This window comes from Gordonia sp. B8661-1, assembly GCF_059427765.1.
In genome coordinates this window covers 24,377-49,888 of record NZ_JCAHRL010000008.1, presented here as the reverse complement: position 1 = coordinate 49,888, position 25,512 = coordinate 24,377, and the positions used below count along the sequence as shown (strand labels likewise).

Below are 25,512 nucleotides of genomic sequence, written 5' to 3'. Positions count from 1 at the left end.
TCTCGCCTGCGCCGCCTCCGCGGCGCCTCGATCGGCTCGCCTTTCGAGCCTGTCACACCCAGGACACCGAGGGGAACGGCAATGTGACAGGAAAGCGGCATCGCGATACACGCTCGCCGCGCGGGGCGCTACCGATTCGGCGTGCGGATCAGGCCTTCGACAGGTCGGCCGTCACGCCGTCGCCGAGGCCGATCGCCCCCGGCTCGCCGTCGGCCGTGACGTCGAAGGTCGTGGCGAGCACCTCACCGGCGATCATGTCGGCGTGCGTGCGAGCCCACTCGGCACGCTCGGTCGGCACGACGAGCCGGACCACGATCCGGTCGGACACCTCCAGTCCGGCATTGCGGCGTGCTTCCTGCAGCTCACGCACCCGGTCCTTGGCCCATCCCTCTGCCTCGAGGTCGTCGGTGACCGCGGTGTCGAGGACGACCAGACCACGCCCGCCCGGCAGCTCCGATGTCGAATCCGGTTCCACCGCAACGAGTTTCTTCGAGTACTCGCCCTCCTGTAGTTCGATGCCGCCGGCGACCACGACCTCGGTCCCGTCGGGTCCGGTCTGCACCGACCAGTCCCCCGACTTCGCGCCCTTGATGGCCTGCTGGACGGATTTGCCCAGGCGCGGTCCCGCGGCGCGCGCGTTCACCGCGATCTCGAACCGGCCGTAGGCATCCGCGTCGGTCGCCAGGGTCACCGACTTGACGTTCATCTCGTCGGCGATCAGGTCCCGGTACGGCGCGAGTTGCTCGGCCGTCGGCGATGCCACGGTCAGCCCCGGCAGCGGCAGACGCACGCGGAGCTTGTTGGCCTTGCGCACGCTCGAGGCCACCGAACAGACCGCCTGAACCTCGTCCATCGCCGACACCAATGCGGCATCGGCGGGCAGTTCGTCGGCGGTCGGCCAGTCCGTCAGGTGCACCGAGCGTTCGCCGGTCAGACCGCGCCACACCGCCTCGGTGGCCAGCGGCAGCAGCGGCGCCGCGAGCCGGCACGCCACCTCGAGCACCGTGTACAGCGTGTCGAAGGCGTCGGTGTCCTCGTCCTGCCCGGCCCAGAACCGTGCGCGGGAACGGCGGACGTACCAGTTGGTGAGCGCCTCGACGAACTCCCGGAATGACTCGGCCGCACCCGCGATGTCGTAGACATCGAGCGCATTCGTCATCTCCTCGCGGGTCGCGGCGAGTTTGGCCAGGATGTAGCGGTCGAGGACGTTCTCCGAGTCCGTCCGCCACGTCGCCGGCCGCTCCGCGTACAACTGCAGGAAGCTGTAGGCATTCCACAGCGGGAGCAGCGCCTGCCGCACCCCCTCGCGGATGCCGCGCTCGGTGACCACCAGGTTTCCGCCGCGCAGCACCGGTGAGGCCATCAGGAACCACCGCATGGCATCCGAACCGTCGCGATCGAAGACCTCGTTCACGTCCGGATAGTTGCGCTTCGACTTCGACATCTTCTGGCCGTCGTCGCCGAGCACGATGCCGTGCGCGATGACGCTCTTGAAGGCGGGACGGTCGAACAGCGCCGTCGCCAGCACGTGCAGGTTGTAGAACCAGCCTCGCGTCTGGCCGTTGTACTCGACGATGAAGTCGCCGGGATTGTGTGCGACGTCGCCGTTCCCGCCGTCGAACCAGTCCGAGTTCTCGAACGGGTAGTGCACCTGCGCGTAGGGCATCGACCCGGATTCGAACCAGCAGTCCAGCACCTCGGGCACCCGGCGCATCGTCGAGCGACCGGTCGGATCGTCGGGATTCGGCCGGGTCAGTTCATCGATGTACGGGCGGTGCAGGTTGTCCGGGCGCACACCGAAGTCCCGTTCGAGGTCGTCGAGGGAGCCGTAGACGTCGACCCGCGGATACTCCGGATCGTCGGACACCCACACCGGGATGGGCGCGCCCCAGTAGCGGTTGCGGCTGATGTTCCAGTCGCGCGCACCCTCGAGCCACTTGCCGAACTGGCCGTCCCGGATGTGTTCGGGCGACCAGGTGATCTGCTGGTTGAGTTCCAGCATGCGGTCCTTGATCGGCGATACGGCGACGAACCACGACGGCACGGCCATGTAGATCAGTGGCTGTCCGGACCGCCACGAGTGCGGATAGGAGTGCTCGATCGTCTCGTGCCGCAGGATCCGGCCGGTGAGTTTCGACCCGCTCGCTCCACTCCCGCCGTCGGCCGCCTTGAGGTCCTTGATGATCGCCGGGTTGGCGTCGAAGACCATCTGGCCCTCGTACGGCGGCACCTGCGACGTGAACCGTCCACCGGGATCGAGCGGCTGCACCACCTCGATGCCGTTCGCGGTCGCGAGGTCCATGTCCTCCTCACCGAAGGCGGGTGCGAGATGCACGATGCCCGTACCGCTGTCGGTGGTGACGTAGTCGCCCAACAGGATTCGGTGAGAGTTCGGGTGGCCCTCGAAGAAGTCGAACGGTGGCGTGTACGTCAGGTCCGCCAGATCCTTGCCCAGGTACGTGCCGATCACCTCGGGTGCATCGTCCCCGCTGCCCAGTTCCTTCGCGTAGGCACCGACCAGGGCCTTCGCGAGCAGGAAGTCCTGCCCCTGCGTGGTCCGCACGTGGACGTATTCGACCTCGGGGTGCACCGCGATCGCGAGGTTCGACGGCAGCGTCCACGGCGTGGTCGTCCAGATGAGTGCGTTCACGCCGTCGAGTTCCGGATGCCGGTCGCCGCCGTGCAGCGGCATCGTCACGGTGACCGCCGGGTCCTGACGCATGCGGTAGGCGTCGTCGAGCTTCGATTCCTGATTGGACAGCGGTGTCTGCTCGTACCAGCTGTACGGCAGCACCCGGAAGCCCTGATAGATCAGCCCCTTGTCGTACAGGCGCTTGAACGCCCACATGACCGACTCCATGAAGTCGATGTCCAGAGTCTTGTAGTCGTTGTCGAAGTCGACCCAGCGCGCCTGGCGGGTCACGTAGTCGCGCCACTCGCCGGTGTAGCGCAGCACCGAGTCGCGGCAGTAGTCGTTGAACTTCTCCACGCCCATCGTCTCGATCTCCGACTTGTCGGTGATCCCGAGCTGACGTTCGGCCTCGAGTTCGGCGGGCAGACCGTGGGTGTCCCAACCGAATCGGCGTTCCACCTTCTTGCCGCGCATGGTCTGGTACCGCGGTACCAGATCCTTCACGTACCCGGTCAGCAGATGTCCGTAGTGCGGCAGGCCGTTGGCGAAGGGCGGCCCGTCGTAGAAGACGAATTCCTCGGCATCGGCGCGATTCTCGATGGAGGCGGCGAAGGTCTTGTCGGCGTCCCAGTAGTCCAGGACGCGCTGCTCGACGTCCGGGAAGGACGGAGCACTGCGACCGGTCCCACCGGTCATGTCGACGATCGGATAGACACGACCGTTCGCGTGGGTATCCGGTGCGGTGGGATCGATGGTGTGATCCGTGTCGGACATCAGCGGCGCTCCTCGTGCCTCGCAGGTCATTCATGCCGGCACGGGGACGCGATCCGATCGCGCGGTACCACCCCGCTTGCGTGGCGACCATCCGGCCCGGACGGCGCTGACGCCTCTCGATGACGCGAACTCACCGGTCATCCGGTGGCGATCGCATCCACGGCTGTGACGGGCCGAACCCGCCCGGTTCTACTGAGAAGGCGACGGCAGGGCCGCCGCGGTTCCGTTCTTCCGGGTGCTCCCCGGTGATGGCCGGATCAACGCGCCACCAGTGTATCCGGCCGCGCTCCGGTCGCCCAATCGATTACTCGGCCGGGGGACGCCAATGAGGGTCGAGCGGATCGAAATCCGCGGCGGGCCTTCGCTGCTCGCCGGACCCGTGGCGGGGTCCCGGCGGCTGGTGCGCTTCGTGCCGATGAGCGTCATGCCGATGGGCTTCGTGGCGCCCCTCGTGATGCGGGGCCCCCATGCGATTCGACCCATATCCGGCCGGCGAATCGGAGCCGGCGGCGGGTTCGACGTTGGCGGACTGCCCGCCCTGAGGTGCGCCCACGGCGCGGAGATAGTCGTCGAAGCCACGGTCCGATGCCGGTGACGCCGCCCAGGTGGAGGCGGTCGGCATCTCCTGACGTGCCTCGGGCGTCGGGCCGGGGCCCGACGCCGCGAATCGTGCGGTGTCGGCGGACTGCGTGTCGCCATACGGCTCGGTGGACTGCCCGCCGGTCAGCGGTCGTCCGGTCCGCCCATCACGGAAGTCGTCCGGTTGACGGGCATCCGCGAACGGCCCCCGATCATCGGCGTCGGACCGGTCGGTCTCGAATGCTTCCCCATCATCCGAAGTGCCGACCAGATCCGACAGCGAGCGATCGGAGCCGCGACGACCGGACATCACGATGTCGGCGATCAGGAATGCGACGCCGATCAGACAGATCACGATGCATGCGACCGCAAGGGCGACATGCCCGGTCACGAGTCCGAGTACCAGGAGCACGAACCCGACGAGGGTGGCCGCCAGTGCCAGTGTCAGCACGGGTCTGTCCAGTTCCTACGAAGGACGGTCAGCTCGGGCTGTAGCTGGAGAAACCGCTGTTGCCGCCCGGATCGGACGAGAACGAGTCGGCACGACCGCCTTCGACCGGTGCCGCGCTGCCGCGCTGCTGCAGTTCTTCGAGCTGCGATTCCAGGTAGGTCTTCAGGCGTGTCCGGTACTCGCGCTCGAACGTCTTCAGCTGCTCGATCCGGCCTTCCAGCACGGTGCGCTGCTGATTGATGGTGCCCATGATCTCGCTGTGCTTGCGCTCGGCGTCGGTCTGCAGCGCGTCGGCACGCTCCTGTGCCTGCCGCACCTGCGCCTCCGACCGGGTCTGCGCGTCGGCGAGGATGGACTCCGAACGCTGACGCGCGTCGGTGAGCATCGCATCGGACTTGGTCTGCGCCTCGGAGACCATCGCGTCGGCCCGCGACTTCGCGTCGGCCAGCAGCGACTCGGCCTCCTGCCGCGAGGTCGAGGTGAGACGGTCGGCGGTGTCCTGGGCCAGAGCCAGCACCCGGGCGGCACGCACATTGGCGTCGTCGTCGACGACCGGAGCCGGGGACGATGTCTCCTGTGCAGGTGCCGGAGTCGAGGTCGCGGCGAAGACCTGGGTGCGCTCCTCCACGACCGGCGCTGCCGGCGCAGACGACGTCGAGGCGTTCGAGCGCGCGTCGGCGAGATCGCCCTCGAGCTCTTCCACGCGCTGTTTCAGGTCGCCGTTCTCTTCGATCAGGCGCGCGAGCTCCGCCTCGACGAAGTCGAGGAACTGGTCGACTTCGTCCTCGTTGTAGCCGCGCTTACCGATAGGCGGTTTGCTGAACGCGACGTTGTGCACATCAGCTGGTGTCAGCCGCATGTCGGTCCCCTCATTCGTCAGTCGAGATGTGGTGTGCTCGGTTGGCGGATCTCAAGCCTGCACAGTCTTTGCTACACGCTGTCACTATTTATTCATACCAGTCCAATTGGTAACTGGCGTCAAATCCTGTCACACGCGAACCGCTCGTTGCAGTCAATCGATGCCCTCCTGCAATCAAACAGTCACACGATGATGACTTCCAACCTAGACGACCGTCGGCCGTCTTTCATCCGCCGGATCACATCGGACGGAAACATCCGCGATGCCGCGGTCGGGCCGGTCGTCCCTATCCGACGGCCAGGCGGCTGCACACCTGCATGCCGATCAGCACCACGATCATCACGATCATCAGGGACAGATCGAGGCGCACCGGCCCCAGCGGAATCGGCGGCAGGATGCGACGCAGCGCACGGATCGGTGGATCGGTGGCGGTGAACACGATCTCGATGATGGTGACCGCGATACCGGTGGGCCGCCAGTCACGGGCGAAGGAACGCACGAGTTCGACGACCAGCCGCGCGAGGAGCAGCAACCAGTAGACGAACAGCACGTAGTAGAGGACCTGGAACAGAATCGTCACTCCTCCAGGTTGCCTGATCCCGCGGGCCGATGCGCGCGTGACCCGCCGGAACGACATCGGACCCCGACGTCTCCGGGTGATCCGGAGGCATCGGGGTCCGATGGTGACGGCCGGGTGGCCGCGGTGGTTCAGCCGTGGTTGTAGAAGCCGGTCTCGGCGATCTTGCGCCGATCGTCGGCCGAGACGTCGATGTCGGCGGGCGACAGCAGGAAGACCTTCGTGGCGACCTTGTCGAAGGAACCGCGCAACGCGAACGCGAGTCCCGCCGCGAAGTCGACGAGGCGCTTGGCATCGTCGTTGCTCATGTCGACGAGGTCCATGATGACCGGGTTGCCGTCCCGGAAGCGCTCACCGATGGTGCGTGCCTCGCTGTAATCGGACGGACGCAGAGTGGTGATCTTGTGCAACGGGCCATCGGCGAACACGCGCTCCAACTCTCCTCGTTCCTCGGTCACCAGACCGGCGCGTCCCACACCCGCGGCGCGCAGCGTATTCGACCTCTGCAGCGGCTCGAGCCGGGTGGCCGGACGAATCCGCTCGACACCTGAGTCGGCGTGACGACCCGCGTAGGCGTACTCGGGCGCCGGCTCGTACCCTGCGTCGAATCCGCTGCCGGACAATCCATTACCGGCGAATGCGGCCGCTTCGTACTCGGTGGCGAAGCGACGGTCGTCGAATCCGTACTCGGCCTCACGGGGCGGTGCCTCACGGAACGGGGCGTCGCGATACACGGCGTCGCGTGCGCCGTCGCGCATCGACATGTCGCCGTAGTACTCGTCGCGGTAGGTGCGACCCCGAACGGGCGCACCCGGCTCCTCCAGGTAGTCGTCCTCATAGTCGCTCGGAGGCACCATGCCGAAGTATGCCTTGAACTTCTGCATCGTGGTCATATCTGGCCTCTCTGTCGTCCAACGCTGCCGGGGAGCAGTGGGGTGGTGCATTTGTTGATTTGTGTGCTCGTTGGTTCTGGTGTGACCAATGTGATTACTGAGAGAGTAGCGGCCGCGCACCCATGATTGCGGTACCGACACGCACGCATGTCGAGCCGTGTCGCACGGCCTCCTCCAGGTCCCCGGACATCCCCGCCGACAGCTCCCCGGCCTCGGGGTATCGCGCACGGAAGCCGGCGGCGATCTCCGCCGCACGCGCCATCCAGCGGTCCGCATCCCCGTCGACCGGCGCGATCACCATCAGCCCCCGCAGGTCCAGCCCGTCGGCGGCCATCGCCCGGTCGGCCAGTTCGGGCAGGTCGGACTCCACGACTCCCCCGCGCTGCGGATCGCCGTCGAGACTGACCTGCAACAGCACACCGAGGGCCGACGACCGCTCCCCGGTATCCAGTGCGGACACACTCGCCCGGGACAATGCGTCCAGCACCTTCACACGGTCTACCGAATCGACCGAATCCGCCCATCCGGCAATCGTTTTCGCCTTCTTTGACTGGACTGTCCCGATCATGTCGAAGGTGGCGGGCTCCGACAGCTCCGAGAGTTCGGGTGCGAGATCGGCGACCTTGCGCCCCGCCTCGGGTTCGCGGGACTCGCCGAAGGTCCGGACGCCGAGTCCCAGCAGACGACGGACGTCGTCGGCCGGGAAGTACTTGGTGACGACCATCAGACGCACCGATCCCGGAGCGCGACCGGCAGCAGCGACCGCATCGTCGAGACGCATCCTGGCCGCCGAATATCGTTCTGCCAGTTCGCGAGTGCGATCATCCCCGTCGAGCCGCACCCCGCCGCGTTCCTCAGCCATGGACGATCGCCTCCGTCATCCCGCCGGGTCCAGCCAGATCACCGACGCCAACCGCCCCGTGGGCGCCGTCCGTCGATGACTGAACAGTTCCGGATCCTCGACGGTGCACCGCGGATCGACGTCGACGGACTCGATCCCCGCCTCGACGAGCTGCCGCAGCAGTCCGGCCCGCACGTCGATACCGGTGGTTCCGCGCGTGGTCGTGCACGCACTGCCCGGCAGGTGCGCCTCGACGTCGCGCTGCATCTCCGGCGGCACCTCGTAATTGCGTCCGGCGACCGCGGGGCCCAGCAACACCTTCATCCGTTCCGGACGGGCACCGAGTTCGACCATGGCGCGCACGGTTTCCGGCACGATCCCGATGCGGGCGCCCACGCGGCCGGCATGCGCGGCACCGATCACGCCCGCCTCGTCGTCACTGAGCAGGACCGGCGTGCAGTCGGCGCTCAGCACGGCCAGAGCGAGACCGGGTTCCGCGGTGACCACGGCGTCGGTCGCGGGCAGCGGACCGTCCACCGGCCCGGTGACGACCTCGACGTTCCGGCCGTGGATCTGTTCCATCCAGATCACGCGATCAGCGGGCAGACCGAGGTGTTCGGCGAGTCGAATCCGGTTGGCGGCCACCGCCTTCGGATCGTCCCCGACGTGATCGCCCAGGTTGAACGTGTCGTAGGGCGGCTTCGACACGCCACCCCGTCGACCCGTGACCACGCGGCGTACCCGCATGGCCGGGCTCAGCGCTTCATGAACGACGGCACGTCCACGTCGTCGTCATCGAGCGTGACGCTGTTGCGGCGCGGCGGCTCCGGTGCTGCCTCCTGCTGCTGGTCGGCGAACGGATCACCCGCCTGCGCATTGGCCGGCATGGTGCCGAACAGCGGATCGTTGGAGGTGGTGTTCGCCGACACCGAGCCCGCCTGCGCCTTGCCGATCGTCGAAGCTCCGGAACCCGCTGCCGCACCGGGCGCGTCGGACCGCTTCCGGGGTGCACCGCCGTCGAACCCGGCGGCGATCACCGTGACGCGCACCTCGTCGCCGAGGTTGTCGTCGATGACGGTGCCGAAGATGATGTTCGCGTCCTCGTGGGCGGCTTCCTGGACCTGCGTGGCCGCGTTGTGGATCTCGAACAGGCCGAGGTCACTGCCACCCGCGATGGAGATCAGCACACCGCGGGCGCCCTCCATCGACGCCTCGAGCAGCGGCGAGTTGATCGCCGATTCCGCGGCCTTCTTGGCGCGGTCGTCTCCACGTGCCGAGCCGATGCCCATGAGGGCGCTGCCCGCATCGCTCATCACACCCTTGACGTCTGCGAAGTCGACGTTGATCAGGCCGGGCGTGGTGATCAGGTCGGTGATGCCCTGGACACCGTTGAGGAGCACCTCGTCGGCACTGCGGAAGGCGTCCATCAAGCTCACCTGGGCGTCGCCGAGCTGCAGCAGCCGGTCGTTCGGGATCACGATCAGGGTGTCGCAGGACTCGCGCAGCGCGGTGATGCCCGCGTCGGCCTGACCGCCGCGGCGCTTGCCCTCGAAGGAGAACGGCCGGGTCACCACACCGACGGTCAGGGCGCCGAGTTTGCGCGCGATGGATGCCACGACCGGCGCACCGCCGGTTCCGGTGCCACCACCCTCGCCCGCGGTGACGAAGACCATGTCGGCTCCCTTGAGGAGCTCCTCGATCTCGTCGCGGGCGTCCTCGGCGGCGCGACGACCGACCTCCGGGTCGGCACCCGCGCCGAGACCGCGGGTCGAGTCGCGACCGACGTCGAGTTTGACGTCGGCGTCGGACATCAGCAGGGCCTGGGCATCGGTGTTGATCGCGATGAACTCCACGCCCTTGAGGCCCTGTTCGATCATTCGGTTGACGGCGTTCACGCCGCCGCCGCCGATGCCGACAACCTTGATGACGGCCAGGTAGTTGTGCGGTGGCGTCATGTCCGCCCTCCTCGTGTCGGTCAAACCCTAAACCTGAACCATAGATTTAGAGTTATGTCAAGTAGATCCGTGTTGGGCTTGACGCTAGGCATCGACCCGCGCGGTCGCCAGCAACCGGGCGGCGTGTCGCGAAGATGACTGCAAGTTTTTCGGCGCGAGGGCCAATTTTCTTCCCCGGCGGCCCATTTCCCGTGAGCGCGCTCACCGGAAACCCGAAACCTCAGCTATAGGCCGGGAATTCCGGGCTCGACACGTTGAACTTCGTCGCCTGCCGTGTCAACAAGGCCTTGAGGGTGCGGGCCTTCTCCGGTCCGCGTTCGTCGTCGCCCCACACGACTGTCCTGTTGCCCCGCAACGTGAACTGGATGTCGACCGGCGATGACGCCTCGACTCGCGTGATGAGCCGGGCGATCTCCGGCGGCAGGTCCGCGACCACACCGAGCGCGGCTCGGGTCGTCGGATCCGACGGCCCGGCATGCGGGGTGTCGAGCGTCGGCAGGCGGTTGACCTCCGGCGGTATCCCGGTGCTCTTCTCGAAGGTCTGGAATCCGACGCCGGTGCGATCGAGGACATGGGTCTTCTCACCGTCGGTGACGGTCGCCACGGGCTGCCGCTCCACGATCGTGATCGTCAGCGTCGACGGATACGACCGCTGTACGCGTGCGGAGGCGACGGTCGGGATCGCGGCGATCCGCTGCGCGACCTGCCTGGTGTCGACCTGCAGCAGCGGCGTGCCCTGATCGACCCGTGCGGCATCCAGGATCTGATCCGACGGGACCGCACGGTTGTCCCGGACCTCTGTACTGCGCACGGACATCAGCGGACTGAAATAGGCGACCAGCCCCAGCGCGACGACCAGCACGATCACCGCGACGGTCCCGAGCAGCAGCCGCGACCGGCGCCGTCCCCGGCCGCCGCGCGTCATCGGGATCGTCCCGCCGGTGCCGTCCCCTGCTCGCCCCGGCCCTCGCCGTCCCCGGCCCGTGCCTCGATCGCGGCGAGGATTTCCGGGCCCTGCATCGTGATGTCGCCCGCACCGAGCGTCAGCACCAAGTCGCCGGGACGGGCGAGGTCGGCGACGGTGTCGGCCAAAGCGGACAGGTCAGGCTGGAAGACGACGGGCCGATGCACGTGGTCGGCGATCGTCGCGCCGCTGACACCGGGCACCGGTTCCTCGCGTGCCCCGAAGACGTCGGCGACGATGACCTGATCCGCGAGGTCGAGTGCCGCCGCGAATTCCTCGGCGAAATCGGCCGTGCGCGAATAGAGATGGGGCTGGAAGATCGCGATGACCCGTCGGGCGGTCTCGTCGTCGTCGGCGGGGTCGCCGATGGCCAGACGCGCCGCGGTGAGCACCGCGCGCACCTCCGTCGGATGATGTGCGTAGTCGTCGTACACGTCGACTCCGCCCGCGCGCCCGCGAAGCTCGAATCGCCTGCGGACTCCGCCGAAACCCTCGACGCCGGCCAGTACCCGGGTGGGGTCGCCGCCGATCCGCATACACGCCGCCGCCGCACCGATGGCGTTGCACGCCATATGGATACCCGGAACGGTCAACCGCAGCGTGGCCTCAACCGGTGCCCCGGCAAGCGATTCGGCGAATCGCACCTGCGCGAGGCCGCCCGCGCCCTGTGCCGACCACGAATCCAGGACGACGGCGTGGTCGACCCCGGGTGCCAGGTCGGCGAATCGTCCCTCGCCGTACCCGAATACGTCGATACCGCGCTCGGCCAGACGCTCGGCACAACGCCCGCCCAGCGCCGCCGACCCCTCGTCGTCGAGGCAGACGATCAGCGCACCCCCCGGGCGGATCCGGTCGGCGAAGTCGTCGAAGACCCGGACGTAGGCCTCGCGGGTGCCGAAATGATCGAGGTGATCGGCCTCGATGTTGGTGACCACCACGACATCCGGGCTGTATTCCAGCAACGAGCCGTCGCTCTCGTCGGCCTCGGCCACGAAGACGTCGCCGCTCCCGTGGTGTGCGTTGGTGCCCGACTCGTTCAGTTCGCCGCCCACCGAGAACGACGGGTCCATACCGCAGTTCTGCAGAGCCACAACAGAAATCGAGGTGGTCGAGGTCTTGCCGTGCGTCCCCGCCACGAGCAGTGTGCGGTAGCCCCCCATCAGGTCCGCGAGGACGACGGGACGCAGCAGGATCGGGATGTCGCGCGACCGGGCGGCCACCAGTTCCGGATTGGTCTTCGGGATGGCGGCATGCGTGGTGACGACGACCGACGGTCCGCCGGGTATCTGATCCAGCGCGGACGGATCGTGCCCGACCTGGACCCGTGCACCACGCGTCCGCAATTCGAGGATGGCGCGGCTGTTCTTCGCGTCCGAACCCGACACCTGCCCGCCCCGGGCCAGGAGGATGCGTGCGAGTCCACTCATGCCGGCACCACCGATGCCGACCATGTGCACGCGGCGCAGATGCTGGGGCAGGGCACCGGCCTCGGGCTGCCGTTCGGAGGAGATGTCCACGCCTCAGGCCCCCGATCCCGGTGCGTGCAGCGCCGCGCGGAGCGGACGGTGATGACGGCCCGCCCGGAATTCGGCGGCCAGCTCCAGCGCGGCGCGGGCCACCGACGCCGCGGCGTCACGATGACCGGTGCCGGTCGCGGCGGCCGACATCGCGGCGAGCCGATCGGTGTCGGCGAGCAGCGCGGGGACCTCGCGGGCCACCCAGTCGGCGGTCAGCTCGGCGTCGTCGAGCAGGAGCCCTCCCCCGGCCTCGACGATGGGCAGCGCGTTGAGCCGTTGCTCCCCATTGCCATGTGGCAGAGGCACATACACCGCGGGCAGACCGGTCGCCGAGATCTCGGCGACGGTCATCGCGCCGGACCGGCAGATCACCAGATCCGCCGCGGCGTACGCCAGATCCATACGCTTGAGGTATCCGACACCGACATACGGTGGCGCACCCACCGGCGTGGTCGGGTTGATCGAGTTCTTCGGGCCGAAGGCGTGCAGGACGCCGATACCGGCCGCACCGAGCGCCTCCGACGCACCCGCAACCGCCTCGTTGAGGCGCAACGCCCCCTGTGATCCGCCGAAGACCAGCAGCGTCGGCGCGTCCTCGGCGAGACCGAAGTAGTGGCGGGCCTGCGCCCGCAGCGCGGGACGGTCGAGTTCGGCGATCACGCCCCGAACCGGGATGCCCACCACGTCGGCATCCAATCCGGATCCGGGCACGGCGGCCATTACCCGGTCGGCGAATCGAGCCCCCACCTTGTTCGCGATACCCGCGCTCGCGTTCGCCTCGTGGATCACGATCGGCGGCCGGCGGCTCGCCCGCAGATGCATCTGCGCCGCGAGGTAGGCCGGGATCGAGACATAACCGCCGAAGCCGACGATGACGTCGGCACCGACGTCGGCGAGGACCGAACGTGCCCCGGCCACCGCCGAGATCAACCGTCCCGGGGTCTTCGCCAGTTCGAGTCCCGGCTTGCGCGGCAACGGCACGGGCGGAATCAGCTGCAGGTCGTAGCCGCGCTCCGGGACCAGCGTCGTCTCCAGGCCGCGTGTGGTGCCCAGTGCCGTGACCCGTGCGGTCGGATCCAGATGCGTGACGGCGTCGGCGACGGCCAGCGCCGGTTCGATATGGCCGGCCGTCCCGCCGCCGGCGACGACCACCGACAGCGGCCGTTCCGATCCCGAGCGGCCCAGCACAGCACTCACCGGTGTCCTACTTCCCATTCACTCTCGACCGATTACCGAAGGACAGATCACCGCCGGTGATCCCGGCTCCCCGACGACCGGTGTCCGGTCCGGTACCGATCAGCGGTCCACCGATCACCCGATGAGCCCGCGTACCGACGGTAGTGACCCGGCTGACGTGCCGATGAACCCGAGGGTTCGTCGAACCGGCCGCCGGTCCCCGAATACCCCGTACGGTAGTCGACCCGTACGGCCGACGCGCGAGGTGCCCGCTGTGGTGTCCCCCGCTTTCCGGGCGCGGGCTCGGCCGGCCGGCCACCACGGAGTCGACGGCCCAGGGATGCCCAGCGGGATGCCTCGGGCGAGACCGGCGCGCCACCGCCGCGAACGCCACGGCCCGGTTCGGCGGACGGCTGACCGCTGCGCCGCCGCGACGATCCCGCGCGCGCGGGCCGATAGGCCTCCGGCCGCGGGAGACGAAGCAACCTGCCGAACCTGCTGGTGTCCCCGCCGGACAGGGCCACCACGGCTTCGGGTTCGTGCCGTGCCGCGTTGGCCAGCAGGCCAAGCATCGCGAGCACCGTGAGTGTCGACGTACCGCCCGCCGACAGCAGTGGCAGCTGGATACCGGTCACCGGCAGCAACCCGATCACATAGCCGATGTTGATGAACGCCTGCGCGGTGATGAGCACCGTGATGGTCGCCGACATCAGGCGAAGGAACGGATCGACCGACCGCGTGGCGATGCGGAATCCGATGAACGCCAGCAGTGCGAAGAGGATGACCACCAGGAGGCCACCCACGAGCCCGAGTTCCTCGCCGATGATGGCGAAGATGAAGTCGTTGTGCGCGTTCGGCAGATAGTTCCATTTCGCGCGGCTCTGGCCCAGGCCGACACCGAAGATGCCGCCGTTGGCCAGCGCGTAGGTCGCCTGCCGGGCCTGGTAGCCCGCGCCCTGCGGATCGTCGATGTTGCCGAGGAAGCTCATCACGCGCTGTGATCGGTAGCCCTCGACGAGCGCCAGTCCGACGGCGATGGCCGCACCGGCGGCGGCGAATCCGAGGAACACCTTGACGGGCAGACCCGCGAACCAGAGCAGTGCGCCGACGATGATGGCGATGGTGATCGTGGTGGACAGGTTGGGTTCCAGGATGATCAGCAGACAGACCAGCAACGCCACCGGCAGAAGCGGGATCAGCAGTTCCTTGAGGGACGCGTTCTCCCGCTTACGGGAGGCGAGGAGGTGTGCGCCCCAGACGCACAACGCGACCTTCACGAGCTCGGACGGCTGTACCGACAGGCCACCGATCACGAACCAGCGGCGGGCGCCCTGGCTGAGCGTGCCGATACCCGGGACCAGCACCAGTGCGAGCAGGATCGTCGTGACGATCATCATCGGCGCGGCCAGGCGGCGCAGCATACGCACCGGCATCCGGAGCATCACGTAGAAGACCACGAGCCCGAGGAAGGCGAATGTCACCTGGGTCGCGAACAGCCCGTACGCCGATCCCTCCTTCGAGTACCCCTCGACCGACGACGCCGACAACACCATGACCAGGCCGAACACGGTCAGCAGGAACGCCATGGTCAGGATCAGGTGATAGGACGCCAGCGGGCGTGCCAGCAGATTGCGCGCGGCCTCGCCGATGGCGGCAGGCCACGACGACGCACCCTCGGCGACAACCTTTTTCGCGGCCGCCTTCTTCTCCGCGGCCTTGGTCGTCGCACCGGTGGCGCGTTTGCCGTTCTCCGCCTTCGTGCCGGTCGTCGCGGCGCCGTCCGTGCTCTCGCCCCGCCGAGTCCGTCGGCGTTCGGCGGTCTCGAGGCGGCTGGTCATCGTGCCGGTTCCGGCTCGACGGCGCCGGGGAGTGCCCGTGCCGCGGATGCGAAGGCGTCACCGCGGGCTCCGTAGCCCGGGAACATGTCGAGGGACGCCGCCGCCGGCGCCAGCAGCACGGCGTCGACCGGATCCCCCGGCGCGGCCTGCGCGAATCGGGCGGCCACCGAGACCGCGCCGTTCATCACGGCGACGGCTCGGCTCACGTCGCCGGTAGCCGCCGGGGCCGGTTCGGCCGGGATTCCGCCGAGCAGATCGTCGACGGCCGGGGTCGCACACTGAACAGTCACGCCCCCATCGTCCCCTGTGAATACTGTGACTGTTGGGACTTCTGGGGCGTGTCGCGTAATCGCCTCGACGATCAGGTCACGATCGGCGCCGATGGCGACCACCGCCGCCAGCCGTGCGCGCATCCGCCGGACGAGCCCGTCGACCTCGGCACCCTTGAGTAGTCCCCCCGCGATGAGGACCACCCGGGGATGCGCGGCGATCGCGGCCTCGGCGGCGTGCGGATTGGTCGCCTTCGAGTCGTCGACGAAGATCACGCCGTCGCGCACGGCGACAACCTCTCCCCGGTGTGCGGCGGGCCGGAACGCACGCAACGCCGCCGCGACGGGTTCGGGTGCGGCTCCCGTCGACAGCGCGAGCGCCGTCGCGGCCAGTGCGTCGGCCAGCCCCGACGGCCCCGCCGGATGGATCGCATCCACCTCGACCACGTCGCGGGCATCGGCACCGAAGGCCCGGTCCACGATCATGCCGTCGACCACGCCGACCTCGCCCGCCGCCGGTGAACCCAGGGTGAATCCCACGCGCCTGCCGGACACCCGCAATGCGGCGGCCACCGGATCGTCGAGGCCGACGACGCCGATCGCGCCCTGCAGGGCGATACCCTTCGCCTGCGCATACGCGTCGAAGGAGCCGTGCCAGTCCAGATGATCGTCGGCGATGTTGAGCACCACACCGGCATCCGGCGCGATCGATGACGCCCAGTGCAACTGGAACGACGACAGTTCGACGCACAGGACGTCGACACGTGGCGTCCGGCGCATCGCGTCGAGGACCGGCAGCCCGATGTTGCCGCAGGCTTCGGTCGCCGCCCCGGCCGAGCCCATGATCTCGGTGAGCATGGACGTGGTGGTGGTCTTGCCGTTCGTCCCGGTGACGACCAGCCACGTCCGAGGCGGTCCCAGCAGTCCGGCCCGGTCGACGCGCCAGGCCAGTTCCACCTCGCCCCAGACGTCGATGCCCGCATCCGCCGCGCGGGACGGCACCGGATGTGTGGGCGCGAATCCCGGGGAGACGATCACCAGGTCGGTCTCCCCGATCCAGTCGGCGTGCTCGGTGACCGCATCCATCGGCACGAGTCGCGCGCCGGCATCGGCCAACTCACCGGAACGCGATTCCTCGTCGTCGCCGAATCGCTTGTCCGCCACGGTGACCCGCGCACCGACGGTGAGCAGATAGCGTGCCGCGGACGTACCCGCGGTCCCCGCACCCGCCACCAGGACCCGGCGTCCGGCGAACATCGTCTCCGCGAGATCCCGGTCAGCCACGGACGGCGAGGTATTCGCTGTAGAACAACGACAGGCCGAGCGCGCAGGCGATCGCCGTGAGCAACCAGAATCTGATGATCACCGTGGTTTCCGCCCAGCCACCGAGTTCGAAGTGATGGTGGAACGGCGCCATCCGGAAGACGCGCCGCCCGGTGGTACGGAAGAAGGCGATCTGGATGACCACCGAGACGATCTCCGCGACGAACAGCGCGCCGATGACGACGGCGAGCAGCTCCGTGCGGGTGCAGATGGAGATGCCGGCCAACATGCCGCCCAGGGCGAGCGAGCCGGTGTCACCCATGAAGATTTTCGCCGGCGCGGCGTTCCACCACAGGAATCCGAGGCATGCTCCGCCGCCGGCGACCGCGATCAGGGCGAGGTCGAGCGGATCACGCACCACGTAGCAGCCGGGCGTGATCTCCTCGGGGGCCTTCGCGCCGCCCGCACACGCGTTCCGGTACTGCCAGAAGGTGATCAGCACATAGGAGCCGAGCACCATCGCCATCGACCCCGCGGCCAGGCCGTCGAGTCCGTCGGTGAAGTTGACCGCGTTGGACCACGCCGCGACGACCAGCCAGCAGAAGATCACGAAGGCCACCGACCACATCGAGATCACGTCGATGTCGCGTACATACGAGAGATAGGGGCTGGCCGGTGTGTATCCGGCGTCGTTGCGGAACTGCAGCACCAGGATGCCGAACAGGATGGCCGCGACGAACTGGCCGATCGACTTCGCGGTCTTGTTGAGACCGAGGTTGCGATGCTTGCGGATCTTGATGATGTCGTCGAGGAACCCGACGGCGCCGAGCGCGGTCGCGAGACCCAGCACGAGGAGTCCGGAGGCGGTGATGCCGGAACCGCCGGTGAAGTAGCCGACCAGGTGGGAACCGAGATAACCGGCCCAGAGCGCGACGAGGATCGCGACGCCGCCCATCGACGGGGTGCCACGCTTGGTCTGGTGACTCTGGGGTCCCTCGACGCGGATCTCCTGGCCGAATCCCTGCCGGGAGAACACACGGATCAATATCGGGGTGAGCAGGATGGACACCGCGATCGCGATGCCACCGGAGATCAGGATCTGGGTCACCGGGCCTGCCTCCGCGTGCACACAGCCGTCATTCGCGCTCGCGTCACTCGTGTAACTCTCTCTCGTCTCGTCATTCGCCGGACCGCCAGAGGTCACGCAGCGAGGTCAGTTCCGGCGACGAAGCCGCGATCAGAACCACATCCCCCTGGCCCGGAACCCAGTCGTCCCCGGAGGTCAGCACGTCACGTGCGTCGTCCACCGAACCCACCATCCGGACTTCGTCACCCCAGGAGCCTTCCATAACGGCTCCCTGATGCAGCGCGCGCACGGCTCGCGAGTCGCCCACACACAGCGTCTTGTCGACCGCGAGGCGTACCGCCTGCCGTCCGACCAGGTCATGGTCGACGACCGCCTCGTTCTCCGTGCGACCGGGGTCGACGGTCAGTTCGCCCAGTACCGCCCAGGTCCGCACCGGCCCGTCTGCCCCCCGTGCCGTGGCGGCCGTGTCGGCGAGATCACGCAACCGCGCGCGTACGTCCGCGACCGACGCCGGAGCATCGACGACCAGCACGGTCGGTCCGACGCTCACGCCTGCGCCTCGTCATCGCCCAGCGCCACACCCGCGACGATCCGATCGTCGAAGGGATGCTTCACCCCGTCGATCTCCTGCCCCGTCTCATGGCCCTTGCCCGCGATCAGAACCGCATCGCCGGGCTGCGCCCACGCGATCGCCGCACGAATGGCCTCGGCCCGGTCGCCGACCTCGCGGATCTCGCCGCGCGGCCCGGCGACGGCCTGCGCACCGGCGAGGACCTCGGCACGAATGGCCGCCGGGTCCTCGGTGCGGGGATTGTCGTCGGTGATGATCGCGAGCTCGGCGCCGCGTGCCGCGATCTCGCCCATCATCGGGCGCTTTCCGGTGTCGCGATCGCCACCGGCGCCGACGACCACCGCGAGCCGCCCACGGATCTGCTCACGCAGCGTGGCGATCACCGCGTCGAGCGCGGCGGGCTTGTGCGCATAGTCGACGACGACCAGGAACTCCTGACCCCGATCGACCCGCTCGAGTCGTCCGGGCACCGCGATCCCGGCGATGGCCTCGGTCGCGGTGGACACCGGCACGCCTGCGGCCACCGCGATGCTCAGGGCCAGCGCCGCGTTGGCGATGTTGAATCGTCCCGGCAGGGGCACCGTCAGGTCCACCTGCACGTCTCCCGGACCGCTGCACACGGCGTGCTGGACACCGTCCGGGTCGACGCTCGACGGGCCCGCGTGCCACTGCGCCGGGATCTCGCCGGTGGACACGGTGACCGGCGTGGTCTGGCGATCCGAACGCGCCACGTCCGCCATGCGCCGCCCCCACTCGTCGTCGACGCAGATGATCGAACGCAGCGCCCGTGTGGACGATCCGGGCGCGAACAGCCGCGCCTTCGCCTCGAAGTAGGCACGCATGGTGTGGTGGAAGTCCAGATGATCCTGGGACAGATTGGTGAAGGCCCCGATCGCGAACTGTGCGCCATCCACCCGTCCGAGTTCGAGTGCGTGGCTGGACACCTCCATGACGACGGCGTCCACCCCGCGTTCCAGCATCGTCGCCAGCAGCGCCTGCAGAGTGGGCGCCTCCGGCGTGGTCAGTGCGCTGGGCTGGGCGACACCGTCGATGCGGGTCTGCACGGTGCCGATCAGACCGACCGAATGGCCTGCCGCCATCAGCGCGGACTCCACCATGTAGGAGGTGGTGGTCTTGCCGGAGGTGCCGGTGATGCCTATCAGCTTGAGTCGCTGCGAGGGATAGCCGTAGATCCGTGCACTGAGTTGCCCCAGCACCGCCCGTGGTTCCGGGTGGACCAGTACCGCACACGCGGCGTCGGGTCCCAGGACGCCGGTCAACTCGGCGCGCCCCGCACTGTCGGTGAGGATGGCCGTCGCCCCCGCGGCGACCGCGGCGTCGGCGAATCGTGCACCGTGGGTGCTGGTCCCCGGGAGGGCCGCGAACAGATCTCCGGGCCGGGCCTCCTGCGCCCGCAGGGTCACACCGGTCACCTCGAAATCGGCGGTTGCCCCGCCGATCAGGTCGATACGCGCTCCGGTGGCCGCGGACAGCACGGTCACCGGGGTCGGCACGACCGACGACGGACGGAACGGATCGGGTGACTGCCGGTTACGGCGAGTGGACGCCATCGCTATCTCTCGCCTCCTCGCGGGTCGGACGGATCGGTGGATCCGGATCGGGCGGGCCGGGTGGGCCCACGGAGAACGCACTCACGATACCCGTCATCGATCCGGTTCTTGCGCTGCCGGGTCGGGGCGCTATCGGGTCGGGGCGCTATCGGGTCGGCGGGGTCCCGGTCACCGTGCTTCGAGTGTCAGGCGCGGAGCCGGGCGGGACACCGGCACCCGGTCGCGCTGCATCAGCCACGAGGTGATGGTCCCGAACAGTGGTGCCGCCGACTGCCCACCGGTGCCGTCCGAGCTGCGCTTCGGATTGTCGAGCATCAGACCGATCACGTAGCGCGGGCTGTCCGCCGGTGCGATCCCGGCGAAGGTGATGTTGTAGCTCGAGTTCGAGTAGCAGCCACAGTCCGGGTCCACCTGCTGTGCCGTACCGGTCTTGCCGGACAGCTGATAGCCGCTGACCTCACCCTTGGAGCCGGTGCCCTGCTGGACCCCCATCGGATCGGATTGCAGCACCGCGCGGAACATGTCGCGGACCGAACGTGCGGTCTCCGGGCTCACCACCCGGATGCCGTCCGGCCGCGGAGCGGGGTCCGCGTCCTGTCCGTCGCGCTGTTCGGCGGCGATCACCCGCGGCGGGATACGCAGACCGTCATTCGCGATGGCCTGATACATGGCGGTCATCTGCAGCAGCGTCATCGAAAGGCCTTGGCCGATGGGCAGGTTGGCGAAGGTACCGCCGGACCACTGGCTCAGTGCCGGCACCTCCCCGGCACTCTCCGCGGGCAGACCGACACCGGTGCGCTGTCCGAGCCCGAATTTGCTCAGCATGTCGGCGAAACGCTTCTCGCCCACCTTCTGCGCGATCATCAGCGTGCCGACGTTGGACGACTTACCGAAGATGCCGGTGGTCGTATACGGCTCGGTGCCGTGCGCCCAGGCGTCGTTGACCGTGACCCCGGACATGCGGATGCTGCCCGGCACGCGGTGGACCTGGTCGGGCCGGGTCACGCCGTATTCGATGGCGGCTGCCGCCGCGACCAGCTTGTTCACCGAGCCGGGTTCGAACGGTGAGGTGACGGCGCGGTTGCCGAGTTCGGCATTCTTCTGTTCCGCCAAGGGTTCCGAGGCGTTGAAGGTGTTGTCGTTCGCCATCGCGAGCACTTCGCCGGAATGGGCGTCGAGCACGACGGCCGAAGCGTTCTGCGCGCCGGAGGCGGCCTTCGCCGCAGCGATCTGACTCTGCACGAACCACTGGATGTCGGAGTCGATGGTCAACCGGACCGTCGAGCCGTTCAGCGCGGGATGCACGTTGCGGGTGCTGCCGGGGATCACCGCGCCGTCCGAGCCACGGTCGTAGGTCTTGGAGCCGTTGGTGCCCGCGAGTGTGGAGTCCAGCGACGCCTCGAGTCCGATCAGTCCGTTGCCGTCGTAGTTGACGTCGCCGATGATGTTGGCGCCCAGGGAACCTCCGGGATACAGGCGGATGCTCTGGGGGTCGGCACCCACCTCCGGGTACTCGTCGAGGATCCGGGCGGCGACCTCCGGACTGACCGAACGGGCGAGATAGGTGAACGTGTCGTTGCTCTTGAGCTTGGTCAGCAGGTCGGCCTCGCTGATCGAGCCGCCCAGCGCCGACGACACACCCTTGGCGATCTCCCCGAGACGTTCGTCGACGCCGGGCAGTGCCGGATCCTTCTTCCGCGCCTCGTCGATGGACGTGCGAACGGCCTTGGGCTGGAACGTCAGTGACTTCGCCTCGTCGGTGTAGGCCAGTGGTCGCCCGTTCCGGTCCAGGATCGCTCCCCGCGTCGCGGTGAGCACCTGCGTGTACTCACGCTGCTGCGCGGCCTCGGCGGCGATCGACGGCGCCTCGATGGTGTGCACCACGATCATGCGGATGGCAACCGCGATGACCGCGATCAGCACCACCGCACCGGCCACCCGGCTACGGCCGAGGAACCGGTTGACGCCACCGGGGCCACCCGAACCGGGGCCACCGGCAGCGCCGGACGACCCTCCGGAACCACCACGGCCGGGACGTCCCCGCCCACTGGGCCCGGCGTCGAAACGCTGGAAGACGGCACGTGTCATGGTTGTCAATTGTCCACCGGCTTAGCGGGATCGCGCCGAATTTGCGCCCGGCGCGTTACGATCCGCCGCCGGCGCCGAGGGCAACACGTTGGGTGCCGGAGTGGCACCGGGCACAGCCTGCGACCCTCCGGCGGGCGGTGTGGCCCCCTCGGGCGACGGCGTCGCGGGCCGGGGCGCCGCATCCGGACGCGAATCGGACTGTGTATCAGGAGCATTCGATGGCGTCGCAGGATCCGGCGACGTCGTGGCGCCGCCGCCGGGCAGCCCCTGCGAGTCGTCCACCTTCTTCGGATCGATCGAATCCACCGGATCCGGCCGGTTGGGCGGATTGATGGAGGTCATCGACTTTCCGCGCGCCGGCTCGGGAGTGCCGATCATCCGCACCTTCCCGTCGGCTCCGACGACCATGCGTGCCGGGTTCTTCGCGGGAATCAGACCGAGCCGAGATGCCTTGTCGGACAATTCCGGTGCCGAATCACCCGATTCGTAGTCACGCTTGAGCGAGTCACGACGGTCGGCGAGCGACTGATTCTCCTGGCGTACGACCCCCAGCCGGTAGGAATCCTGCGCGGCCTTGGTCGACAGCCACAGGCTGAGTCCGAGTCCGACCACCAACAGCGCCAGGACCGGCACCACGAAGGGCATGCCGGTGATCCGCTGCCGCAATCCGCGCCGAATCGGAGCAGAGACCGCCGCACGCGACGGACGGGCGGCGCGACCGGCCTGACGGTCGTCGCGGTCCAGTCGGCGCCTGCGCCGGTCGATGGCGCGCTGCGCGGCGCGAGAGCGATTCTCCCGCACGGTATCCAGGCCACCTCGCCCGGCGCCCCGGGTGCGGGTCTTCCCCGCACGCTCGGTGCTCTCGATATCGATGTCTTCCAGGACCGTCATGCCCGCTCCTTGTCCTCGACACGTTCGATGACCCGCACCCGGACAGGTGCGGATCGTGGGTTCTCGGCGAGTTCCTCATCGGTCGGCCGTTCGGCACCGCGGGTGACGAGACGGAAATCCGGTGCGGAGCCCGGTAATTCGACCGGCAGGCCGCGAGGTGATGTCGACGTCGTCCGGGTTGCGAACTCGCGCTTGACTATCCGGTCTTCCAGGGACTGGTAGCTCATCACCGCGACACGGCCACCGACACGGAGCGCGTCGAGTGCCGCCGGGATGGCCCGGTGCAACGCGTCGAGTTCGTGATTGACCTCGATGCGCAGGGCCTGGAAGGTTCGTTTCGCCGGGTGGCCACCGGTACGTCGCGTCGCCGCCGGGATGGTGGCGTAGAGGAGTTCGACCAGTCGCGCGCTGGTGGTGAACGGTTCCCGCTCACGTTCCCGGAGAACCGCCGACGCGATCTTGCCCGCGAATCGTTCTTCACCGTATTCGCTGAGGACGCGTGCCAGCTCCCCGTGTGAATAGGTGTTGAGAACCTCTGCGGCGGTGAGGGATTCCGAATCGTCCATGCGCATGTCCAGCGGAGCGTCCACCGAGTAGGCGAATCCCCGGTCGGGACGGTCGAGTTGCATCGACGAGACGCCGAGATCGAAGAGCGCGGCATCGATGCGGTCGATACCCGCGTCGGACAGGACTTCGCCGATCTGGTCGAACCGCGCGTGGTGGAAGCTGATGCGATCACCGAAGGGGGCGAGACGGGTGCGCGCGATGTCAAGTGCCGAGGTATCACGATCGATGCCGAGGATGCGCACCTCGGGATGTGCCCGGGCAAGGAGTTCGGTGTGGCCGCCCGCACCGAGTGTCGCGTCCACCGCGATCCGGGGGCGATCATCGGCCAGCGACGGCGCGAGAAGTGCGATCATCCGTTCAGCCATCACCGGCACGTGACCGAATTCGCCTGAGCGACGCGAGGATGTGGACTGCTGACCGGACTCGGGTTCTGACCCGTCGTGATCGTGGCCTGTGTCCACCGAACATCTCCTCGGACTGTGCTCTGGTACTCCCTGTCGCGTGATCGTGTGTCGCGGGGACTGTAGGAGGTCGGGACCGGCGAACCGGGGTCCCGGCCCGGACACGAACCTGGCGTTGGGGAAGTACGCCAGGGTCGCTCCGGGCCGAGGCCTCGTCTCGCCCGATCCCCTGCGCTCGCGGGACATCGGCCGTGATCCGTTGCTAGAGCAGCGAATCCAGCGCGGGTGAACCCGCGGCGGAGAAGTTCTCCTCGTGCTGAGACTGGTAGTCACGCCAGGCCTGCGCGTCCCAGATCTCCAGGTGATCGAAACTGCCGATCACCACACACTCCTTGGACAGGTTTGCGTACTCGCGGTGGCCGGCGGAAAGGGTGATACGCCCCTGCCCGTCCGGTCGCTGCTCGTCCGCACTCGCGAAGTAGTACCGCTGGAAGGCTCGCGCCTCGGCATCGTTACGGGATGCCTCCATCGTCTTCTCCGCGATGACGTCGAACTCCTCGTTCCGATACACCGACAGGCTGCGGTCCTGGCCTCGTGTGACCATCACCCCTCCTGCCAACGCGTCGCGGAACTTCGCGGGCAACGTCAGTCGCCCTTTGTCGTCCAACTTCGGCGTGTAGGTGCCGACAAGCCTCACGGACATGTCGACACCTCCTGCCCATCGGCTCCGACATCCGGTCTGTCGGTTCCGATGACGCCACAGTACCCCACTTTCCACCACTTTCCACCCCCAATCCCCCACCCTCGCTCCACACCGCAGCAAAACTGCAGTTCACAGCACCAAAATCCGGTGGTGGAAGAATCTCGACACCGCGCGTCGCGCGCGTGTCCGGCTGGGACGGACGATACGAAAGTCGACTAAAGGTACTGGTGATAGCTGTTCACGCAGATGGGTGGGGCAAAGTGGGGGAACCCGGTGGGGCGACGTGGGGGAACCGGTGGAGCATCGTGGGGAACGCCCGGATCATGCTCCGGACAGACAAGAAGGCCGTGCACCCTCAGAGGGTGCACGGCCTTTGTTGTGAGATTCAGGGAATCACCGAGCGTGGAACACGGCGGAGATCACCGGGACGCGCGTCAGCGGCACGCGGAGCGTTTCGACTTCACTCCTGTTCGAAGCGCCGATTGAAGCGGTCCTCCATGCGCTCGGAGAACTTCCGCTTCGGAGCGGCCGCCCGGCTGGTGCGTTCGGCGCCTCGACCCGACCGGGGTGCGCCGGCCGGACCTTTCGCCCCGCCGCCCCACAGTGCCATCAGCCCGGCACCGAACATCACCAGGAATCCGACCAGGCTGATGATCGGAAAGCCGCCGATCGTCACGTCGACGATCAATCCACCGACAAGCAACAGAAGGCCGACGACGAAGACGGCGACGGCCTGCAACCGACGGCGCCCGCTGGACTGTCCGAATCGACGACGTTTGACGTTGGACGCAAACTTCGGGTCTTCGGCGTACAGCGCGCTTTCGATCTGTTCGAGCATGCGCTGCTCGTGCTCAGAAAGAGGCACCGACCCTCCTCACTCGACTCCATCGACCCGACCCACTGCTCGGCGCGAAGGTGTCGAGCTGTCGATGTCGCATGGCCGCGGTCACGGCCCTGATCTCATGATACGAGCAGAACGTTTCGGCGACCACCATTACCCGTCGTTGGGTCGCCGGAGGCAGCCTCCGAACGGACGAGCGCAACC

The 25,512-nt window shown here is 68.2% G+C and carries 21 protein-coding genes; all 21 read right to left on the bottom strand.

From position 1 onward, the window contains the following. Window positions 1–148: 148 nt before the first annotated feature. The 21 genes from ileS to AC4JJG_RS16340 all read right to left on the bottom strand — a co-directional run bounded on the left by ileS (window position 149) and on the right by AC4JJG_RS16340 (window position 25,332). Window positions 149–3,406, bottom strand: a complete 3,258-nt coding sequence (ileS, locus tag AC4JJG_RS16440) for an isoleucine--tRNA ligase (RefSeq protein ID WP_495400326.1) — start codon at window positions 3,404–3,406, stop codon at window positions 149–151. Between the two features lie 304 nt (window positions 3,407–3,710). Further along, window positions 3,711–4,436 carry a hypothetical protein gene (locus AC4JJG_RS16435; RefSeq protein ID WP_495400325.1) on the bottom strand — a complete coding sequence of 242 codons (726 nt, stop codon included), beginning with the start codon at window positions 4,434–4,436 and terminating at the stop codon, window positions 3,711–3,713. A gap of 28 nt (window positions 4,437–4,464) precedes the next feature. Continuing rightward, on the bottom strand, window positions 4,465–5,295 hold the full coding sequence (gene wag31 / locus AC4JJG_RS16430) for a DivIVA-like cell division protein Wag31 (RefSeq protein ID WP_495400324.1): 831 nt from the start codon (window positions 5,293–5,295) through the stop codon (window positions 4,465–4,467). A gap of 286 nt (window positions 5,296–5,581) precedes the next feature. Continuing rightward, the gene (locus AC4JJG_RS16425; RefSeq protein WP_495400323.1) at window positions 5,582–5,875 is read right to left on the bottom strand and encodes a YggT family protein; all 294 of its coding nucleotides are present in this window, start codon (window positions 5,873–5,875) and stop codon (window positions 5,582–5,584) included. A gap of 128 nt (window positions 5,876–6,003) precedes the next feature. Continuing rightward, complete coding sequence (locus tag AC4JJG_RS16420; RefSeq protein WP_495400322.1) at window positions 6,004–6,765, bottom strand: cell division protein SepF; 762 nt, start codon at window positions 6,763–6,765, stop codon at window positions 6,004–6,006. Between the two features lie 94 nt (window positions 6,766–6,859). Beyond that, complete coding sequence (locus tag AC4JJG_RS16415) at window positions 6,860–7,627, bottom strand: YggS family pyridoxal phosphate-dependent enzyme (RefSeq protein ID WP_495400321.1); 768 nt, start codon at window positions 7,625–7,627, stop codon at window positions 6,860–6,862. 15 nt (window positions 7,628–7,642) lie between these two features. Continuing rightward, on the bottom strand, window positions 7,643–8,353 hold the full coding sequence (gene pgeF / locus AC4JJG_RS16410; protein WP_495400320.1) for a peptidoglycan editing factor PgeF: 711 nt from the start codon (window positions 8,351–8,353) through the stop codon (window positions 7,643–7,645). 8 nt (window positions 8,354–8,361) lie between these two features. Further along, entirely contained in the window at window positions 8,362–9,561 is a 1,200-nt protein-coding gene (gene ftsZ / locus AC4JJG_RS16405) for a cell division protein FtsZ (RefSeq protein ID WP_495400319.1), read from the bottom strand. A gap of 220 nt (window positions 9,562–9,781) precedes the next feature. Further along, window positions 9,782–10,486, bottom strand: coding sequence for a cell division protein FtsQ/DivIB (locus AC4JJG_RS16400; RefSeq protein WP_495400318.1), 705 nt, complete (start codon window positions 10,484–10,486; stop codon window positions 9,782–9,784). Continuing rightward, window positions 10,483–11,976 carry a UDP-N-acetylmuramate--L-alanine ligase gene (gene murC / locus AC4JJG_RS16395; protein WP_495400513.1) on the bottom strand — a complete coding sequence of 498 codons (1,494 nt, stop codon included), beginning with the start codon at window positions 11,974–11,976 and terminating at the stop codon, window positions 10,483–10,485. The genes AC4JJG_RS16400 and murC overlap by 4 nt, the downstream gene beginning before the upstream one ends. A gap of 69 nt (window positions 11,977–12,045) precedes the next feature. Continuing rightward, window positions 12,046–13,239, bottom strand: a complete 1,194-nt coding sequence (gene murG, locus AC4JJG_RS16390; RefSeq protein WP_495400317.1) for an undecaprenyldiphospho-muramoylpentapeptide beta-N-acetylglucosaminyltransferase — start codon at window positions 13,237–13,239, stop codon at window positions 12,046–12,048. A gap of 47 nt (window positions 13,240–13,286) precedes the next feature. Further along, a complete protein-coding gene (gene ftsW / locus AC4JJG_RS16385; RefSeq protein ID WP_495400316.1) occupies window positions 13,287–15,056 on the bottom strand; it encodes a putative lipid II flippase FtsW in 1,770 nt (589 codons plus the stop codon). After that, window positions 15,053–16,582: a UDP-N-acetylmuramoyl-L-alanine--D-glutamate ligase gene (murD, locus tag AC4JJG_RS16380; protein WP_495400512.1), complete on the bottom strand. Its 1,530-nt coding sequence runs from the start codon at window positions 16,580–16,582 to the stop codon at window positions 15,053–15,055. The genes ftsW and murD overlap by 4 nt, the downstream gene beginning before the upstream one ends. A gap of 19 nt (window positions 16,583–16,601) precedes the next feature. Then, window positions 16,602–17,696 carry a phospho-N-acetylmuramoyl-pentapeptide-transferase gene (mraY, locus tag AC4JJG_RS16375; protein WP_495400315.1) on the bottom strand — a complete coding sequence of 365 codons (1,095 nt, stop codon included), beginning with the start codon at window positions 17,694–17,696 and terminating at the stop codon, window positions 16,602–16,604. 70 nt (window positions 17,697–17,766) lie between these two features. After that, complete coding sequence (locus AC4JJG_RS16370) at window positions 17,767–18,225, bottom strand: UDP-N-acetylmuramoyl-tripeptide--D-alanyl-D-alanine ligase (RefSeq protein WP_495400314.1); 459 nt, start codon at window positions 18,223–18,225, stop codon at window positions 17,767–17,769. Then, window positions 18,222–19,817, bottom strand: a complete 1,596-nt coding sequence (locus AC4JJG_RS16365) for a UDP-N-acetylmuramoyl-L-alanyl-D-glutamate--2,6-diaminopimelate ligase (RefSeq protein ID WP_495400313.1) — start codon at window positions 19,815–19,817, stop codon at window positions 18,222–18,224. Before AC4JJG_RS16365 ends, AC4JJG_RS16370 begins: the two co-directional genes overlap by 4 nt. Before the next feature lie 168 nt (window positions 19,818–19,985). Further along, entirely contained in the window at window positions 19,986–21,905 is a 1,920-nt protein-coding gene (locus AC4JJG_RS16360; protein WP_495400312.1) for a peptidoglycan D,D-transpeptidase FtsI family protein, read from the bottom strand. Between the two features lie 21 nt (window positions 21,906–21,926). Beyond that, a complete protein-coding gene (ftsL, locus tag AC4JJG_RS16355) occupies window positions 21,927–22,796 on the bottom strand; it encodes a cell division protein FtsL (RefSeq protein WP_495400311.1) in 870 nt (289 codons plus the stop codon). Next, window positions 22,793–23,728, bottom strand: a complete 936-nt coding sequence (gene rsmH, locus AC4JJG_RS16350; RefSeq protein WP_495400310.1) for a 16S rRNA (cytosine(1402)-N(4))-methyltransferase RsmH — start codon at window positions 23,726–23,728, stop codon at window positions 22,793–22,795. The genes ftsL and rsmH overlap by 4 nt, the downstream gene beginning before the upstream one ends. 298 nt (window positions 23,729–24,026) lie before the next feature. After that, window positions 24,027–24,467, bottom strand: coding sequence for a division/cell wall cluster transcriptional repressor MraZ (gene mraZ, locus AC4JJG_RS16345; RefSeq protein ID WP_495400309.1), 441 nt, complete (start codon window positions 24,465–24,467; stop codon window positions 24,027–24,029). A 460-nt stretch (window positions 24,468–24,927) separates the two neighbouring features. Further along, window positions 24,928–25,332 carry an SCO2097 family morphological protein gene (locus AC4JJG_RS16340; RefSeq protein WP_495400308.1) on the bottom strand — a complete coding sequence of 135 codons (405 nt, stop codon included), beginning with the start codon at window positions 25,330–25,332 and terminating at the stop codon, window positions 24,928–24,930. Window positions 25,333–25,512: the final 180 nt, after the last annotated feature.

Bases quoted from the DNA above. Each gene is read 5' to 3' on its own strand.
- ileS (WP_495400326.1), bottom strand. From the start codon at position 3,406: ATGTCCGACACGGATCACACCATCGATCCCACCGCACCGGATACCCAC.
- pgeF (WP_495400320.1), bottom strand. From the start codon at position 8,353: ATGCGGGTACGCCGCGTGGTCACGGGTCGACGGGGTGGCGTGTCGAAG.
- AC4JJG_RS16420 (WP_495400322.1), bottom strand. From the start codon at position 6,765: ATGACCACGATGCAGAAGTTCAAGGCATACTTCGGCATGGTGCCTCCG.
- murD (WP_495400512.1), bottom strand. From the start codon at position 16,582: ATGTTCGCCGGACGCCGGGTCCTGGTGGCGGGTGCGGGGACCGCGGGT.
- AC4JJG_RS16365 (WP_495400313.1), bottom strand. From the start codon at position 19,817: ATGGCGTCCACTCGCCGTAACCGGCAGTCACCCGATCCGTTCCGTCCG.
- ftsW (WP_495400316.1), bottom strand. From the start codon at position 15,056: ATGACCAGCCGCCTCGAGACCGCCGAACGCCGACGGACTCGGCGGGGC.
- ftsL (WP_495400311.1), bottom strand. From the start codon at position 22,796: ATGACGGTCCTGGAAGACATCGATATCGAGAGCACCGAGCGTGCGGGG.
- wag31 (WP_495400324.1), bottom strand. From the start codon at position 5,295: ATGCGGCTGACACCAGCTGATGTGCACAACGTCGCGTTCAGCAAACCG.
- murC (WP_495400513.1), bottom strand. From the start codon at position 11,976: ATGGTCGGCATCGGTGGTGCCGGCATGAGTGGACTCGCACGCATCCTC.
- AC4JJG_RS16360 (WP_495400312.1), bottom strand. From the start codon at position 21,905: ATGACACGTGCCGTCTTCCAGCGTTTCGACGCCGGGCCCAGTGGGCGG.
- AC4JJG_RS16415 (WP_495400321.1), bottom strand. From the start codon at position 7,627: ATGGCTGAGGAACGCGGCGGGGTGCGGCTCGACGGGGATGATCGCACT.
- ftsZ (WP_495400319.1), bottom strand. From the start codon at position 9,561: ATGACGCCACCGCACAACTACCTGGCCGTCATCAAGGTTGTCGGCATC.
- AC4JJG_RS16400 (WP_495400318.1), bottom strand. From the start codon at position 10,486: ATGACGCGCGGCGGCCGGGGACGGCGCCGGTCGCGGCTGCTGCTCGGG.
- mraZ (WP_495400309.1), bottom strand. From the start codon at position 24,467: ATGTCCGTGAGGCTTGTCGGCACCTACACGCCGAAGTTGGACGACAAA.
- rsmH (WP_495400310.1), bottom strand. From the start codon at position 23,728: ATGGCTGAACGGATGATCGCACTTCTCGCGCCGTCGCTGGCCGATGAT.